A 15,332-nucleotide genomic window follows, 5' to 3' on the forward strand; every position below is an offset into this window, starting at 1 on the left:
GCTTTTACCTGTTGGCCGCAGGGGCGGTTTTTCTCGTACCTGAGACCGCCGGTAAGGAGCTCGAGTAACTTCTCTGGCGCCGCGGCCTCGTCTGTTGTCTCTTAGGTGGCGCGTCCGACGCGCGCACCCTTTCCGACGCATTGGACCGCGTCGATTTTCTTATTCCAATTTGATGGAATGGTCGCCGCCCGCTGACCTGTCCGGTTTCTCAGGACCACGCGACTCCAGAAATAAAGGCTGTCGTTAAACGGTTTTCCTGGGCCCGGCGAAACTCGCCGGGCGTCTGATAGTTCAAGCTCGAATGCGGCCGCACCTCGCTGTGCAAGCCGACAACACAACAACCATATTAGCGAATCAAAGGAAGTTCTCTACCGCTGGCATCCGTGGTGCGGGCGCACGGTGTGGATTTTCAGCACGGTCGAGCGGAAGAATGCAGAGACGGTTTTGCGCTGCGGGTTGGAGCCGTTCGAGACGGCGCGTTTGCTGGAAGTGCCGCAGTGGATGTTCGATCCAGTTGTCTGCTGTCGCATTACTTCGGCAACGACTCCCGCCGTCAACTGTGAAGTGTTGCGGGAATTGAAGCGTCTGTTAGCGCAGAGGCCTCGTGCCGGGCAGGACGGTGTGGTACAAGCCGAGCACCATCCTTTACCCCGTACAGGAGGTGCTGATGCGACGCCAGACAAATCCACAACCGGGCGGTCAACTCGACCTGTTCCGTCCTTTTCCGAAGACACCACAGTGGGCGCACCTGCCGCAAGAGGTCCGGCAGCAGACGGTGCGTTTGCTGGCGCAATTGCTGAGGCAACACCGTCGCGGGCTGTTCGCCGTCGTACACGAGCCGGAGGTGCGCGATGAGTGACAAGATCCGGGCGCAGCATCTGGCGCGCAAGGCCATCCTGTACATACCGTCGCGTCGTATAACCGGTTTCGCTCGCGTGTGCCCTTCGTTGGGCCCGGTTGTTCCCGCAGCAACCGGATGGCGTGCTTGCGGTGATAGCCGGTCAAAGCCACGAACTCGTCGAGAATCCTGATCCGGTCACCGAACGTCGCGCTTCTATATCGCAATTGCAATGCTGCGACCAACTCCTTGCGTGTCGTCATGCTGATTTGCCTCGTCACCTCGTGCCGCTCCCGCCGGACCATCCGGCGGGCAGCAAACTACGTGAGGCAACAGGTCAACGCGAGTTGCAATTCTGATGAGTCAATACGCCGGCCATGCTGCTTGACGGTGTCTAACCGATCTTGCCGCTGCGTTGGAATCGGTCTGGCCGCAGTCCGACGCCCGCCTAAAGAAGCGCATTGTGCGACCCAAATCCACGAAGTCGTCGTCGACGTTGACAACGCAACGAGCGAAATCGTGGTCATCATCCACTGGAAGGGCGGAGTACATACCGAGATTCGCGTGCCGCGGCGGCGTCGCGGAGAGAACACCATGGTCCGGTCGTGCTATCCGCGCGCATCAGAATTTGTGACGGATTGCCGCTCGCACCATGATCATGTGATTGTTCGACGAGTCGCCGTAGTTGGCGATGTCTGCCACTGCGGGTGTACCCAGTGAGGACGTACCAGATGCCCTCTGATACGAAGCGCCGCCGTACAGATCCGTCCGCTTGGACAGGAAGTAATCGGTGAGAATTGCGACCTGGCTGTAGTGCTGGTTTCCAACGACGCGACCAGTGGAGGTTGTGACCGGGCTTGCTTTCAAATAGTCGTAGCCGGTCGCGACCGTCCAGCTCGGCGTGATTTGCCAGCGCACTCCGATGTCTGCATTGTTGAAGATCGCGGATCGTGTAAGGAAGCCGGAGCCCAAATCGGCGTACTGGACGTTCGAATACGACGCGCCGAATGTAAGGGCGCCCATCTTATAATTCAAAGCCACGACAGCGTTCTGAAAAGCCTGAGTCGTGTTGTAGCCCTTGTTGATTGAATTGCTGAGGAGCGATACGCCGTTAGCGTAGGCGGTGAAGTAACCGGAACCCGCGGTCGTCGACACGGGGTTCTTGAAATACAGAAACGCCACGGCAGCACTGAAGGGACCATTAGCGTAACTACCGCCAACTGAATAGCCGCTATTCGCAGTCGTATTCCCCGACACCCCTCCAACAAAATATTCGCCACCGAACTTGAAGCCGCGGATGTCTGGACTCATATAGCGAATACTGTTATTAAGGCGGATCGAGTCAGCAGTATTGTCGAGCTCGGCAGGGTGAGTAAGCAGGGTTCCGACCACGGCTCCGCCGTATAGCGGCAGTGGAAAATAGAAGATCATGTCGTACTGACGACCAAGCGTCAGTGCGCCGTACTTGTCGCTGCTCAGGCCGACAAATGCCTGGCGACCAAACGCCGTCCCGCCTTGAGCATACGTGCCGTTTGGCACGTTTAGTCCGGACTCGAGAGTGAAGATCGCATGGAGGCCGGAACCAAGCTCTTCAGCGCCCGCGAAGCCGAGTCGGCTACCCGAGATACCGTTGAGCGAGTCCAGAACGACCTTTTTCCCGCCATTCACATTGCTTTGCCATTGAACTGCCTCGTCGATAATCCCGTACGGCGTAATGCTCCCCTGAGCATAGCTCGTCGTTGCGGCACAGCAAAAAGCAGCAAGGGCGGCCCATGCGAGCTTCTTGTGTTTCATGTTTTTCTCCGACACTAAAGTTGTCAAGTCGCTTGTTTCGACATTTATTAGTACACCATCCTAAAGATTGGCGACTCGTTTTCTTTTTTTAATAAAATCGATGTAGAAGACTACTCTTGTGTCACCAACTGCGTCTTCGACGACGTGAATATGGGCGGTTCCGCCCATCAAGCCAAATGCGAAAAAATTAAACGGTTATGCGTGGCGTACATGGGTTGCCGCTTGTGAGGGATGGGCGTGCTCTAATAGTCTGATGAGCTTGCAAGTGCCGTCTAAACGGGCTTCTGCGGGGCATTGGCATCAGCTCGGTGACCGATGTCACGGATCGGCGTAATGAGGCCATTTCGGGATCGGCGTAATCGAGCCAGTGCAGGATCGGCGTATTGGAGCCACTCGATGATCGGCGTATAGGAGCCACCTCAGGATCGGCGTAATCGGGCGACTTGACCGGCTCGTTGTTATGTCGGGCTGCAGCCCGAAACGCATTTCGAATTTCCGTAACCCGGTACCTTCGGATTCTTTGCCCGGAGGGCCGATGAGTAACAGGAGGTTCGTTAGGCACGCCCGGAAATTAGGTTCAGAGGCGACACGGTGAGTGCCCCATACACGGTTTCTAGCGTAAAGAGCCGCGATGCGACCTTTGTTGAAGCGCGCCTAATTTCGGTGTACTCCTACCGACGCTTACATTGGTTCATGGAGGACATCATGACTGTCATCAAATTGGCGGCGCACTCATCGCGCCGTAGTAGAACGGTCGGGAGCCCCGTAGACGCCATCGTTTCCAAATACGTTGATCACCTGCGCGCCCTACGATATGCGGACGATACGATTCAACACTATCTGGCCTCGTTGCGTCACTTTACGCGTCGGCTGAACAAGCGGTTGACCATTGTCGATATCCATCGATGCTCTCGTGACGGATTTTGTCGATGTTCATTTGCCGCATAGCAGATGTCCGCGACCGTGCATGCACCACGTCAACACGGTACGCGCGGCTCTCCGACATCTTCCGTCCGTTCTCAAGGAGGAAGAGTTGTGCAGCACCGGACGACCTCAGTTGCCTACGCCGGTCGACATCGAACTGGACCTGTTCAGGCATTATCTGGTCGATAGTTGCGGTTACGCGTAGACTACCTGCCGTAACCGTCTTTGGCGTATTCGCCGCTTCCTCAACTCCTTGTTCGGTCAGGGACCCGTGTCTGCCGGTCAGCTAACTCCAATGGATGTTGAGGACTTCACCGCACGCTGTTTCAAAGGCCGGAGTCACGGGACACGTCGTAGCTACTGTGTTGATCTCGCAAGTTATCTGCGCTTTCGAGGCTTGCACGGGGATGACACTCGTGCTCTCCTCGCCGCGATCCCGAAGATGGCGCCACCGATGCCGGCACCTCTGCCGATTGCGATGGCCGACAGGGAGTTAGATCTCTTATTCGCGGCGTTCGATTTGACCAAACCGATTGGCATGCGCGATTTCGCAATTGCACGGTGCATGGCCGATTTGGCGCTACGTCACATGGAAGTCGTGCGACTGCAGTTGGGATCATTTGATTGGCACCCTTGAAACCGCTCGCCGTTATGTTTCGGAAGAGCTTCCAGTTCGGAAAAAAGTGCTTTATTACCGCTCTCGACCACGTACGAAGGACAGTCGCAAGGCGTAGTTTAGTTATGCGATCTTTACGCGTCCCACCTCTTGCCCGAATCCCACGAGTTCACCCTCTTGCAACTCTACGCTTTCGAGAACTCCGCCTGAGTGAGTCGCTACCTGACTCAGAACGTCACCTAAAACAAGATAACCTACTGCGCCACCGACTTTCAGCTTCTGGCCGGGAGCGGAAGCAAGCAAAGCGCCCACTGGGTGAAAAGCGGTGAACATCCCTGAAGCCTCGGCGCGTACGACGTCTGTGTCATCCTGCATCGGCTCGATGCTTCTGCTTGAGGATTGTGTCAAGTGCACGAGCGAGCCCTCCGGTAGTTCGGTTCCTGATCTGAGCAAACCGAGTACAAAGTGATCGTCACGGTACTTGAGTTCGGAGCAGTTTGCATTCGCAAACGAGGTTGCCAGCAACCTGATAAGTTCGATCATTGCCCCGCTTCCTCCGCCTCACGATCAGAAATCCACCTCTCGAGAAAGTGAATCGTGAACCCACCGGCAATCACTTCCGGAAGCTGTAGCACGTCTTTGTGCAGAGGCACGTTCGATTCAACGCCCTCAATAACGATCTCGCTAAGAGCTTGCCTCATGCGCGCCATTGCTTGTTCACGATAATCCCCAAAGGAAATGACTTTGGCGATGAGCGAGTCGTAGTGAGGTGGAATCTCATATCCGGCATACATATGAGACTCGACCCTTATCCCAGCACCGCCCGGCGGTAGCCATGTCGTCACCTTGCCTGGCGACGGCATGAAAGTCCGTGCATTCTCGGCGTTGATTCGGCACTCGATTGCATGTCCACGTAGGGTTACATCCTCCTGACGAACAGACAGCGGCATGCCCATTGCAATCCGAAGTTGCTCAACCACAATGTCAACGCCGCACGTCAGTTCAGTAACCGGATGCTCGACCTGGACGCGGGTATTCATCTCGATGAACGCAAATTCGCCGCCCTCATACAGGAATTCGAAAGTGCCCGCTCCTCGATATCCGATGCGCAGACATGCTTCTACGCATCTCCGGCCAATCTCAGCGATTGCCTCACGCGAAATGCCAGGTGCCGGGGACTCTTCGATTACTTTTTGATGCCGGCGCTGCAATGAGCAGTCACGCTCGCCCAGCCATATCGCATTCCCGAACTGATCGGCGAGGATTTGGATCTCAACGTGGCGCGGATTCTCAAGAAAACGCTCTATATAGACCGCGGGATTGTCGAACGCACGATCTGCTTCTTGTTTCGTAAGATAAACCGCAGCTAGAAGTTCGTCTGCATATCGAACTACCCGCATGCCCTTTCCCCCACCGCCGCCTGCCGCCTTTACGATTAGTGGGTAACCGACTCGCTGCGCAATGCGAACTATCTCTTCGTCGTCGTTCGGTAGCGTTCCGTCAGAACCCGGTACACATGGAACCCCGGCCTCCTGCATTGCCTGTTTAGCTCGTACCTTATCTCCCATCCGCCTGATCGAGTCAGCACTCGGGCCAATAAACACGAGGCCTTCGTTTTCCACGGCCTCTGCGAAGTCGCCGTTTTCAGACAGAAATCCGTAACCTGGATGAATCGCTCCGGCGCCAGTGAGCCTCGCCGCTAGCAGAAGTTCTGCTGTATTCAAATAACTAGCACGTGCCGGGGCGGGACCAATGCAGACTGCTTGGTCGGCGAGTTGTACGTGTCGAAGCGAAGCGTCAGCTTCCGAATGAGCCGCGATCACCTTCACGCCGAGCTGGCGACATGCGCGAAGAATTCGCAGTGCAATCTCTCCACGATTTGCGATCAAAACACTATCGAACATCGTCCACCTCGATGACGAAAAGCGGCGTACCGGCGCTGACGGCCGCTCCATCGTCTAGCAGTACCTCTACTAACGTTCCTTCGCAGTCAGCGTCCATCTCGTTGAGCATTTTCATGGCCTCGATCAGGCATATGGTCTGGCCGATGAGCACGCGCTCGCCAAGAGAAACAAACGGGCTCTTGTCAGGACTTGATGCTCTGAAAAATGTACCCGTGATCCCTGATCGGATGGTGTGCGTTTGCTTGCTCGCGATCGACGGCTGAGGCAGGGGATGTTCTGCGTCTCCGGACACCCTCGCTATACCCAAGGTGCGCGCCTCGTTACTGTTCGTCGCCGAATCGCTGTGAGCCAGTACACCACGCTTAAGCTTCAAACTAAAGCCAGCGCCTTCAAACTCAAAATCAGTCGCGCGCACATCGTTAAACAGCTCTACCAGCTGTTTGATCAGCATTACCCGTTCGGACGTATCCTCAGACACAGCGTTGCACCTCAAAAGTTTTCGAACGCTCGCGCGCGATCTGGATTCGCGAGCCGACAAGTCGTTGCGTCTCGGTAGTTCATTGGACAAGTTGGGTCAAACGCGTCCCGCGATTAATTCCACGTTTCGGGCAACCGCCGAAAGCTCTCGTTGCTGAGCGCGTATTACCGCCAAGGCATCATTCACATCCAGAATTTGAAACCGTAACTGCATGCCCGGACGGACCTGCCCGAGCTGCCACAAGTCCCCTTCAATCACTGTGGCAATCTTCGGATACCCACCGCATGTGTTTGCATCTGCAAGTTGAATAATCGGCTGCCCTGATGGTGGCACCTGCACCGTGCCCGCAACGATACCGTGCGAGAACAACTCAATTGGTTCGGTAAGGTTAAGTTTTTCCCCTTCAAGGCGATATCCCATCCGGTTCGACTCGGGACAGACTGTGTACGATGTTTCGACATACCTCTTCAGTGCTTCGGGTGAGAATCTCGCGTGCTCCGCCGCCACAACGCATCGCAGCTGAACTGTATTGTTTGATAGCTGCGAAAAGAGATCCCTTACTGCGCGCGGGGCGACACCAAAACCGCTACCCCCCGCAGGACGCCGCCGGCTTCTAGACTGGCAGCCGTCGAGAGAAAGCTTGTCACCCCGCTTCAGTCCACGGCCTTCCACACCACCGAAGCCGAGACGAACGTCGGTCGATCTCGACCCAAGCACTTCCGGAGCGGAGATACCGCCCGCGACAGCGACATAGTTGCGAGCGCCCTTGACAGGTGGGTTGATCGTGAGCGTCTCGCCCGCCCTGACCCAGTGGCACCAGTACGGTGGCAGAGGCCTCTCATTAATGCGGGTTGACCCCGACGCACCCGTAACGGCAACAAGTGTGTCCACCTCAAACTGCAGTCGGAATGGGAAAATCGTGACTTCGATCGCCGCTGCACCCTGGTCGTTACCGACCATCAAGTTCGCCATACTATAGGACAACGTGTCAAGTGGGCCGCCCGCGCTTACGCCCAAATGCATTGATTCGATGCGTCCCGAATCCACCACTATGTTCAAGGCACCATTGCTGGTTACTTCAATCATGAGAGCACCCTACGGACATTGAAGCGCACGGTGTCGCATGAGCCGAGCAGACATGGCGTCGGGGAATACGGATCGAAAAGCGACGCATCAGTGCGTCCAAGCGCGTGCCATCCGCACGGCGCCGTCATCGGCAACACCGACGCCTGCGCCCCGGCAATGATGACCGAGCCGCGCGAAAGACTCACTCGCGGATTCGCGCGACGCTTGGTCTGAAGATCGCCAGGTAGTCCCGTCATGTAAGGAAACCCTGGCATTGAGCCGATGCATGCGACGGTGTAGGTCGCCTCGCTATGCTTGCGGATCAGGTCTGCGACCGTCATACCTAGCGCCTCGGCAGTTGGCACCAGGTCTGGGCCACCCTCTCCCCCATAGTCAACGTCGAATTCCACTGTCTTCGAGCTTCCCTCGGTGGACTCGGCACATTTCCAAAGCGCTTCCGCTAGCTCCCTTGCGACGCGAGGTTCCATGTTCGAGGAGTCAAATAGAACGAGAAGATTGTTCACCCCAAGGATGGCCTGCCGCACTCCACGCGCACGCATATCCGTGGCTCGCAGTCGTTCTGCTAACCACAACAACCGCGATTGGATATCCGTGTCGAACTCGCTGTGGGACGGATCGAGCAGAAGCCCTCCCACGCCGGCGTGTGAAATGCGTATCGAAGAATCAGGCGGTTGTATCAACTCCAGATCCACGTCGCGACGGTCAAGCTGATCAACTGTTGTCATTGCATCTCACGCATCTGAGGCTGTGACGAGCGCAACCATCGTTCGGAATTTCACTATGACCAGCCTAAGGTGCTGGCAGTACGGAATAAAGGACTGCATTCTATTAACGAACCAAAAGGGTCTCAGACGTTGTGAGACACGTGGTGGGGAATATGTGGCCAACATACGGCCTTACGTCGTCCTACCGGGGACGTAAGGTCGTCGATGATCAGAACTTGTGGCGAATGCCGACTCGACCGACCACCTGTACATTAGTAGTTGACTGGTTGCCAGCAGCGCCTTGATAAATCGCAGCGAGCGCACCGCCGGACGCGTGCTGGTACACACCCATCACGTAGACGTCGGTTCGCTTCGAGAGGAAATAGTCGACAATCGCGTTAACCTGGCTATAACGCGGCTTGGCGCCGCCATTATTTACTGATCCATCAGTGAACGTATATCCGCCCCCGAGCATGAACGCCGGAGTCACAAAATACTTAGCCCACACTTCGTAGTTATTGAAGCGTGCGAGATTGCCGCCAATGCCATTTGCGTCCTCGAATCGAGTATTTGTGAAGTTTGCGCCGACCTGACTACTGCCCAGAAACGTGAACGTTCCGCCGACCGCGATTGTCTGCATGTTGGCCGGTGCCCCGACAAATCCCATAATGCCAGTCGCGGAAGTGTTGGGCGCGGTCGGCGAGCTTGCCTGGAAGTTGCCATCGGGAAACTGCGTTGCCGGGTTCTTGGCGAAGAAGTATGCGGCTCCAACGTACAAGGGGCCATAAAGATAAGTCGCCCCCGCGGACACCGCGCTGTTCTCACCAAAATGTCCTGCCACGCCACCAAAAGCGTACATGCCTTCGGCTGCAAAGCCACCCCAACGCGGAGTCACATACTTCACTGCGTTGTTAATCCGGAAGCCGTTATCGGTATTGTCAAAGTCGCTTGGATGCGAAAAGAAGGATCCTGCCGATCCGTTAAGAGTCGTCTGCTGGATTACGTCAACCAACGGGTCATACATTCTCCCCGCGGTTACCGTACCATAGTTCGTATTGGTGATGCCGACCCATGCCTGACGGCCGAACTCTAGGCCCCCCTGGCCTAACTTACCGTTGAAGACGTTGAAGCCGTTTTCCAATTGGAATATGACCTTTGTGCCGCCACCAATATCTTCCGCGCCGCGAAGTCCCCAGCGGCTACCCTGATTCACGCCGCTAACAGCCTGCACTACGGAGTGTCCTCCGGAATTATTAACGTAATCGATACCCGCATCGATGATCCCGTATAGCGTAACGCTACTTTGAGCGAAGGCCGAGCAGCTGCATGCGCCGAGCAGGACGGCGGCGATAATTGTCCGTTTCATAGATAACGATCTCCAGTGGCGATATTCTTAGATTGGTTACGTGAGCTACGACGAAGTATTCATGGAAGCGTGTGACTTAAAGGACATCATCCACACGAAAAAACTTCACTAATGGCGATGTCAGTAGTCACGCAAGCCGCCTTGGAGATCAGGATGCCGGGTACCGGTGTACGTTGATTTTCTCGGTAGCTTGCATAGCGGTTCACACTGCAAGGCCATGAAACAACCGCACATGTAGCTCATTTCTTTATATAGTTATACCAATTATATAGCGATGCTTACGAAGAAAAAGACCAAGACTTTCCTAGTCGAGAGCGATGACTGCTTCGATTTCGACTTTAGCGCTTTTAGGTAGCGCACTTATCTCAACGCACGCACGAGCTGGAAAAGGCTTGGAGAAGAACTCGGCATAGCGTTCATTTAACAGCGGGAACGTGCTGAGGTCTGTCAAGAAGATCGTAGTCTTCACCGTTCGCCTAATCGAGGCGCCTGCGGACCTAGCAATAGCGTCGATATTTTTCAGACATTGCACGAGTTGTTCAGTTGGATCCTCGGAGGTAATGGCACCGCTGACGGGATCCAACGGTAGCTGCCCGGAGACGAAAAGAAGGTTCCCGCACTTCACGGCTTGCGAATAAGGGCCGATCGCTTGGGGAGCGTCGGGACTAGCAACTTCATAAATGGAATTCATGATTAGCTCATGTTTGCATGTGTCAGGGCGAACCGCCTTGACCGCCGCAGCGGTCAGGGTGATTCATTAAGCAACGTAGCCTGCGTGTCGATCCATCGCTAATGCTTCGGCCTCTCGCTCTGCGGGCGCTCCGTAACCTCCGCCTCCCGGCGTTTTGACGATCAGTCGATCGTTCGCCTCGATTATCAGCGCGCCCTTCCCTGGCAAGGCGGATCCGCTGGACAGGGAGAGTTGCCCCGCCCCGCCAGCTTCGCCTCCTGACCGACCGCGAGCCGGATGATCAATGCGATCAAAGGCGGCAAACAGTGTGAAATCGCAGCCGTCTAAACAGCTGATCTCCATGTCTTGACCTAAGCCTCCGCGCCATTGCCCGGCACCGCCGGACGCTTCTCGCAATTCGCGCTTCCAGAAAACCAGAGGGGTGGAACTTTCCACGATTTCGGTAGGTGTTCCGCGCACATTGCTTGGGAAGGACGTAGCCGACAGGCCGTCAAGTCCCGGTCGCGCACCGCTACCGCCGTTCGTGACGATGGAGATCGCGTAGGCGTCGTCTGTTTGTCCCCCGCGAAATGTGAGCGTCCATTGAGTCGAAGCTCCCTCACTCGGCGTCGGGCAACGTGGCAACAACTGCTGCACGCACCCAAAAACGACATCAGGCAGAAGAAGGCCGATGATGTGACGACACGCGACTGGATGCGGCCGCTCGGCATTCACAATTGAAGTGTTTGGCGCTGAAACGTGGAAGAGGGAAAGTCCTCCCTCGTTGTTGGGAAGATCTGGAGCGATGCTGCACACCAGCGCGTACGCCGTCATCGCGGTGGTGTAATTGAGCGGAACGTTGATCCCTTTCTTGGAAAGCCCAGACGTCCCGGTCCAGTCGAAGCTGACACCGGACTCGTCAATCTTCAGCGTGCCAACAAGCTCGACCGGCGCTTCGAATCCGTCAATCGTCATCCTGTAGCTTGCCGTACCGTGAGGAAGCGCGGCGATGCGCTCGCTCATTGCCGCCCTCGACGTCGCGATGATGTGTTCGGCAACTTCGGAGAGGTCGTCGAGGTCGCTTTCATCAAGCAATTCCTGGAGTCGTCGTTCTGCCGTTTCGTTCGATGCGATGAGTGAGTAGATATCGCCTTCTAACTCCGTGGGAACCCGGGAATTAGCTTTTGCAATTGTCATCAAAGTCTCGTTGAACTTCCCTTTGTCGGCGAGCTTCATGATCGGGACATATACGCCCTCGCAGAAGACGTCCGAGCCTTCGGGACTCAGGCCAATGCCGCCGACATCGGTCATGTGGCCGGTGCATGCGAAAAGAGCGACCACTCTGCCGCCGCGGAAGGCCGGCGTCACTACCAGATAGTCATTCAGGTGGCCGGTCCCCTTCCACGGGTCGTTGGTCACGTAGATATCACCGGGACTCATGATGTCGACAGGGATTGCGTCGACGAAGGAGAACACTGCCCGTGCCATCGTGTTGATATGGCCCGGTGTTCCCGTGACAGCCTGAGCCAGCATGCGACCATTTGTGTCAAAAACACCTGCCGACAAATCCCCGCACTCGCGAACGATTGAACTGAACGCGGTACGAAGGAGCGTCTGAGCCTGCTCTTCGACGAGCGACATCAGCCGGGTCCAGATGACTTGCTTCTTGATGGGAGAAAGCGTTGCTTGATCTTTCATGATTCAGGCCTTTTCCTTCTTTGTCAGGACAAGATTGCCTCGTTCGTCGACGTGGCCGTCGAAGCTTGCTGGCACGACTGTGCTGGTCTCGTCTTCGACGATCATTGCTGGTCCGGCGAAACGGGATCCCACCTTCAGGTGCTTCCGTTCATAAATTCGATGATTGACCATCGAACCAAGGCGCGGCTCAAAGATCTCACGCGTAGATGCGAACTCCGCTTTCGAGGGTCGAGCCTGCGGCGCATCGTTACCAATTACCGCAGTCCAGGTTGCTTTCGACAGTCGCAGTTGCCAGGACACGACTTCTATTTCGCCGTCAGGTATAACTCGTCCGAAGAGCCTCGCGTACTCGATCTCGAAGGCTTGGCTAAGCGACTCGCCCGACGCGGGCAGGCGCTCGATCGGCACCGCGATTTCGTATCCTTGTCCGCGATAGCGCATGGCGCACGAGAAAGACGCGGTTAGTGACTCTTGCACTTTCAGATCGCCCGCGAGGACTTCTCCCTTCTTTTGCATTCCATCAAGCAGTCGGTTGACCGCCGCTGCGTCGAAGTTAGCCAAGGAGGTCACGGCGGTTTGCACAAGGTCGACCGCGATTGGCGCGCGGAGGAAGCCTAACGCGGAGCCGACGCCTGCGTTACGTGGAATGATGATCGTGTCGATCCCAAGCTTTTCTGCAAGCCTCCCTGCGTGCAGAGGAGCGGCGCCGCCGAACGCGATGATGACGTGCTCCGATAATTCGCGACCAAGTTCAGCCGCATGCACACGTGCGGCGTTCGCCATCGTCTCGTCGACAATTTCCACTACACCAAACGCCGCCTCGGTTGTATTGAGACTCAGCGCATCGCCGATGACTCGCTTGATTGCCGCTGCGGAAGCTGATGTATCTAGCGGGATACTGCCCCCAGCGAAATTGTGCGGATCCAATCGCCCCATCAGAAGGTCCGAGTCCGTCACTGTCGGTTCATCGCCTCCGCGGCCGTAGCATGCCGGCCCGGGTTCCGAAGCCGCGCTACGGGGACCCACGGCGATTCGATTCATTCGGTCCAGAGATGCGATGGAGCCGCCCCCGGCGCCGATCTCGACGAGCTCGACTACAGGCGTTCGCAGGGGTAGACCGCTCCCTTTCTGAAAACGACTTTGCCGGTCTACTTCAAACAGAGGCGCAACATGAGGCTCGCCGTCCTGAATGAAGCAGATCTTTGCCGTTGTGCCGCCCATATCAAACGACAACACTTTATGGAGTGCGAGTTCCTTCGCGATCGATGCAGACAGAATCGCGCCACCGGCGGGACCGGACTCGATAAGGCGGATTGGAATGCGCTTGGCGATATCGAGAGGCATGACACCACCGGCAGAGCCCATCAGCAAGGCTGGGGCAGTCAGTCCAATTTCATCAAGGCTATTGCGCAGGTTATTGAGATAGCGTTCAACGATAGGCTGAACATACGCGTTCGCGACAACCGTAGAAAATCGCTCGTATTCTCGGATCTCGGGGCAGACTTCACTTGACAGACTAATCGATAGACCAGGGATTCTTTCGAGCAGCAGTTCACGAGCGCGCTCCTCATGGGCTCCATTGGCATATGCGTGGAGAAAACCAATTGCCAAGCTTTCAACGCGCTCCTGCACCAGCCGCGCCGCGAGAGCGTCGAACGCGGCTTCGTCAAGCGGCAGAAGAACTTCGCCCATTGCCGACATGCGCTCGCCCACAACAAGACGTCTCTCCCGAGGCACTAGCGGACTTTGCTTAACTAGCATCAAATCGGTGGGCGCATAGCGTGTTTCATAGCCGATCTCGAGAACGTCGCGAAATCCCTTTGTCGTCAGAAAAGCAGTCAAGGCCCCACGTCGTTCGAGCACAGCGTTCGTTGCAAGCGTCATCCCATGAACGAAAAGTGCGACGGCCGAAGTCGAGATTCCTGCGTTGCCGAGAACGTGCTGTACACCGGTGATGATCGCCTGTTCCGGGGCATCGTATCTCGTCAAGGTCTTGGTGGACCATCGCTGTCCCTGACCTTCGAGAACGATGTCGGTGAACGTGCCTCCGATATCTGCCGACAGCCTGAAGTTGCGTTGCCCGACGCGGTCTTGCGTATGCATTTGGTGCCTTTATCTCGAATCCGTGAAGAAAGTATGTCCCACGCGCTCACAGCGAGGAAATGCAAAACAAATCGGGGTATATGCGTGGGATACATTGAGTGCGAAAAGCGTGTATGTGTCAGCCCCATGCAGAACCAAATTGAAACCTGGGCGACAAGGATGGCGGAGAGTACCGCCCGATCCCTTCATAGTCGCTTCATCCTTGCGTCAATTCAAACAATGAGCCTGCGGAGTTAGACGTACAAGGCCTCTTTAGCTGCTTCAAGACTGCCCAAAGGGTGGCCTGATTGCTAGTCAGTACCGGCTTGCCCACGACTTTCTCGAGATGGGTTACAAGCTCGAATGCCCGTAAGTCCGTACAACTCACTACGATCGCATCCGCGTCGGATGAATCAGCATCGATCACCAGGCGCTCTATTTCGGCCGCGCTGATCTTCCGGATCTCGTTTCCTGAGCGCAGAAGAGCGCGGCTGGACACCACCTCATAGCCATTGCTCTCAAAGAAACTCGACTCCGCCGCCGTCACATCTTCCGGATACGGTGCTGCTATTGCAAGCCGGGATACCGACAGTGCGGCAAGGGCGTCGAGCAAAGCAGCGGAGGTTGTTACCACGGGACAGCTGGTCAGCGCTTCAATCTTCGACGTCATTTCGGCAAGCGCAGAGTTGCCATCGAGGAAAGTGCCGCTAGTACATGCATAGACAACGACATCCGGAGTAGTGGATGCGATTAATTTGCATGCATTGTCCAGTTGCGCATTCATCGCGCGCAGATCATCGGGTGTTGACACCTGCATGAACACTCGTGTCGCGAAAAACCCAACATCGCTCGGGGCTTGCCGGATAAAGTCGGGCTCCGTTGTTGTGTTCAGGGACGGCAGGATCAGGCCTACCCGGGGACCTGTCATACGTGGATCGGTCGTCATGGTCATTGTTGCGTTTTTCAACCCTTCTTTCTGCAGTTCAAGCAGAGGCAAAGGGTTCGGTTGTGAGAAGGTCGCCCTGGTCCGGGACCGCACGGGTGCTATCCCGCGGAACCGGTTGGTAAGTATCGTAATGGTTTCGTCACCCAACGGAGGAGAAGTTACTCGAGTTCCCTACCGGCGGTCTCAGGCACAAGAAAAACTGCCCCTGCGGCCAACAGGTAAAAGG

Annotated in this window: 12 protein-coding genes; 1 reads left to right on the top strand and 11 read right to left on the bottom strand. The window is 56.1% G+C overall.

The window, feature by feature from the left end; genetic code table 11:
- Nucleotides 1–667: 667 nt before the first annotated feature.
- Complete coding sequence (locus B0G83_RS38850; protein WP_181157185.1) at nt 668–859, top strand: hypothetical protein; 192 nt, start codon at nt 668–670, stop codon at nt 857–859.
- Between the two features lie 600 nt (nt 860–1,459).
- Here the strand turns inward: B0G83_RS38850 and B0G83_RS37300 are convergent.
- The 11 genes from B0G83_RS37300 to B0G83_RS37360 all read right to left on the bottom strand — a co-directional run bounded on the left by B0G83_RS37300 (nt 1,460) and on the right by B0G83_RS37360 (nt 15,157).
- Nucleotides 1,460–2,632: a porin gene (locus B0G83_RS37300; protein ID WP_105512268.1), complete on the bottom strand. Its 1,173-nt coding sequence runs from the start codon at nt 2,630–2,632 to the stop codon at nt 1,460–1,462.
- 1,663 nt (nt 2,633–4,295) lie between these two features.
- Nucleotides 4,296–4,715: a hypothetical protein gene (locus B0G83_RS37315; protein WP_105512271.1), complete on the bottom strand. Its 420-nt coding sequence runs from the start codon at nt 4,713–4,715 to the stop codon at nt 4,296–4,298.
- Nucleotides 4,712–6,076, bottom strand: a complete 1,365-nt coding sequence (accC, locus tag B0G83_RS37320; RefSeq protein ID WP_105512272.1) for an acetyl-CoA carboxylase biotin carboxylase subunit — start codon at nt 6,074–6,076, stop codon at nt 4,712–4,714. Before accC ends, B0G83_RS37315 begins: the two co-directional genes overlap by 4 nt.
- Nucleotides 6,066–6,527, bottom strand: coding sequence for a biotin/lipoyl-containing protein (locus tag B0G83_RS37325; RefSeq protein WP_146120366.1), 462 nt, complete (start codon nt 6,525–6,527; stop codon nt 6,066–6,068). Before B0G83_RS37325 ends, accC begins: the two co-directional genes overlap by 11 nt.
- A 123-nt stretch (nt 6,528–6,650) precedes the next feature.
- Nucleotides 6,651–7,640 carry a biotin-dependent carboxyltransferase family protein gene (locus tag B0G83_RS37330; RefSeq protein ID WP_105512274.1) on the bottom strand — a complete coding sequence of 330 codons (990 nt, stop codon included), beginning with the start codon at nt 7,638–7,640 and terminating at the stop codon, nt 6,651–6,653.
- Nucleotides 7,637–8,365, bottom strand: a complete 729-nt coding sequence (locus tag B0G83_RS37335) for an allophanate hydrolase subunit 1 (protein WP_105512275.1) — start codon at nt 8,363–8,365, stop codon at nt 7,637–7,639. Before B0G83_RS37335 ends, B0G83_RS37330 begins: the two co-directional genes overlap by 4 nt.
- A gap of 208 nt (nt 8,366–8,573) precedes the next feature.
- Nucleotides 8,574–9,710, bottom strand: coding sequence for a porin (locus B0G83_RS37340; protein WP_105512276.1), 1,137 nt, complete (start codon nt 9,708–9,710; stop codon nt 8,574–8,576).
- 304 nt (nt 9,711–10,014) lie between these two features.
- Nucleotides 10,015–10,401 (bottom strand): Rid family detoxifying hydrolase, encoded by a 387-nt coding sequence (locus tag B0G83_RS37345; protein WP_105512277.1) that lies wholly within the window; start codon nt 10,399–10,401, stop codon nt 10,015–10,017.
- Between the two features lie 66 nt (nt 10,402–10,467).
- Nucleotides 10,468–12,078, bottom strand: coding sequence for a hydantoinase B/oxoprolinase family protein (locus B0G83_RS37350; protein ID WP_105512278.1), 1,611 nt, complete (start codon nt 12,076–12,078; stop codon nt 10,468–10,470).
- Nucleotides 12,079–12,081: 3 nt separating this feature from the next.
- Nucleotides 12,082–14,181 carry a hydantoinase/oxoprolinase family protein gene (locus tag B0G83_RS37355; protein WP_105512279.1) on the bottom strand — a complete coding sequence of 700 codons (2,100 nt, stop codon included), beginning with the start codon at nt 14,179–14,181 and terminating at the stop codon, nt 12,082–12,084.
- Nucleotides 14,182–14,377: 196 nt separating this feature from the next.
- Complete coding sequence (locus tag B0G83_RS37360; RefSeq protein ID WP_146120367.1) at nt 14,378–15,157, bottom strand: aspartate/glutamate racemase family protein; 780 nt, start codon at nt 15,155–15,157, stop codon at nt 14,378–14,380.
- Nucleotides 15,158–15,332: the final 175 nt, after the last annotated feature.

The organism is Paraburkholderia sp. BL21I4N1 (assembly GCF_002973525.1).
Classification (GTDB): Bacteria; Pseudomonadota; Gammaproteobacteria; order Burkholderiales; family Burkholderiaceae; genus Paraburkholderia.

What these genes read in the sequence shown, in the direction of transcription:
- B0G83_RS38850 (WP_181157185.1), top strand. Translation starts at nt 668, where the DNA reads ATGCGACGCCAGACAAATCCACAACCGGGCGGTCAACTCGACCTGTTC.
- B0G83_RS37300 (WP_105512268.1), bottom strand. Translation starts at nt 2,632, where the DNA reads ATGAAACACAAGAAGCTCGCATGGGCCGCCCTTGCTGCTTTTTGCTGT.
- B0G83_RS37315 (WP_105512271.1), bottom strand. Translation starts at nt 4,715, where the DNA reads ATGATCGAACTTATCAGGTTGCTGGCAACCTCGTTTGCGAATGCAAAC.
- accC (WP_105512272.1), bottom strand. Translation starts at nt 6,076, where the DNA reads ATGTTCGATAGTGTTTTGATCGCAAATCGTGGAGAGATTGCACTGCGA.
- B0G83_RS37325 (WP_146120366.1), bottom strand. Translation starts at nt 6,527, where the DNA reads ATGCTGATCAAACAGCTGGTAGAGCTGTTTAACGATGTGCGCGCGACT.
- B0G83_RS37330 (WP_105512274.1), bottom strand. Translation starts at nt 7,640, where the DNA reads ATGATTGAAGTAACCAGCAATGGTGCCTTGAACATAGTGGTGGATTCG.
- B0G83_RS37335 (WP_105512275.1), bottom strand. Translation starts at nt 8,365, where the DNA reads ATGACAACAGTTGATCAGCTTGACCGTCGCGACGTGGATCTGGAGTTG.
- B0G83_RS37340 (WP_105512276.1), bottom strand. Translation starts at nt 9,710, where the DNA reads ATGAAACGGACAATTATCGCCGCCGTCCTGCTCGGCGCATGCAGCTGC.
- B0G83_RS37345 (WP_105512277.1), bottom strand. Translation starts at nt 10,401, where the DNA reads ATGAATTCCATTTATGAAGTTGCTAGTCCCGACGCTCCCCAAGCGATC.
- B0G83_RS37350 (WP_105512278.1), bottom strand. Translation starts at nt 12,078, where the DNA reads ATGAAAGATCAAGCAACGCTTTCTCCCATCAAGAAGCAAGTCATCTGG.
- B0G83_RS37355 (WP_105512279.1), bottom strand. Translation starts at nt 14,181, where the DNA reads ATGCATACGCAAGACCGCGTCGGGCAACGCAACTTCAGGCTGTCGGCA.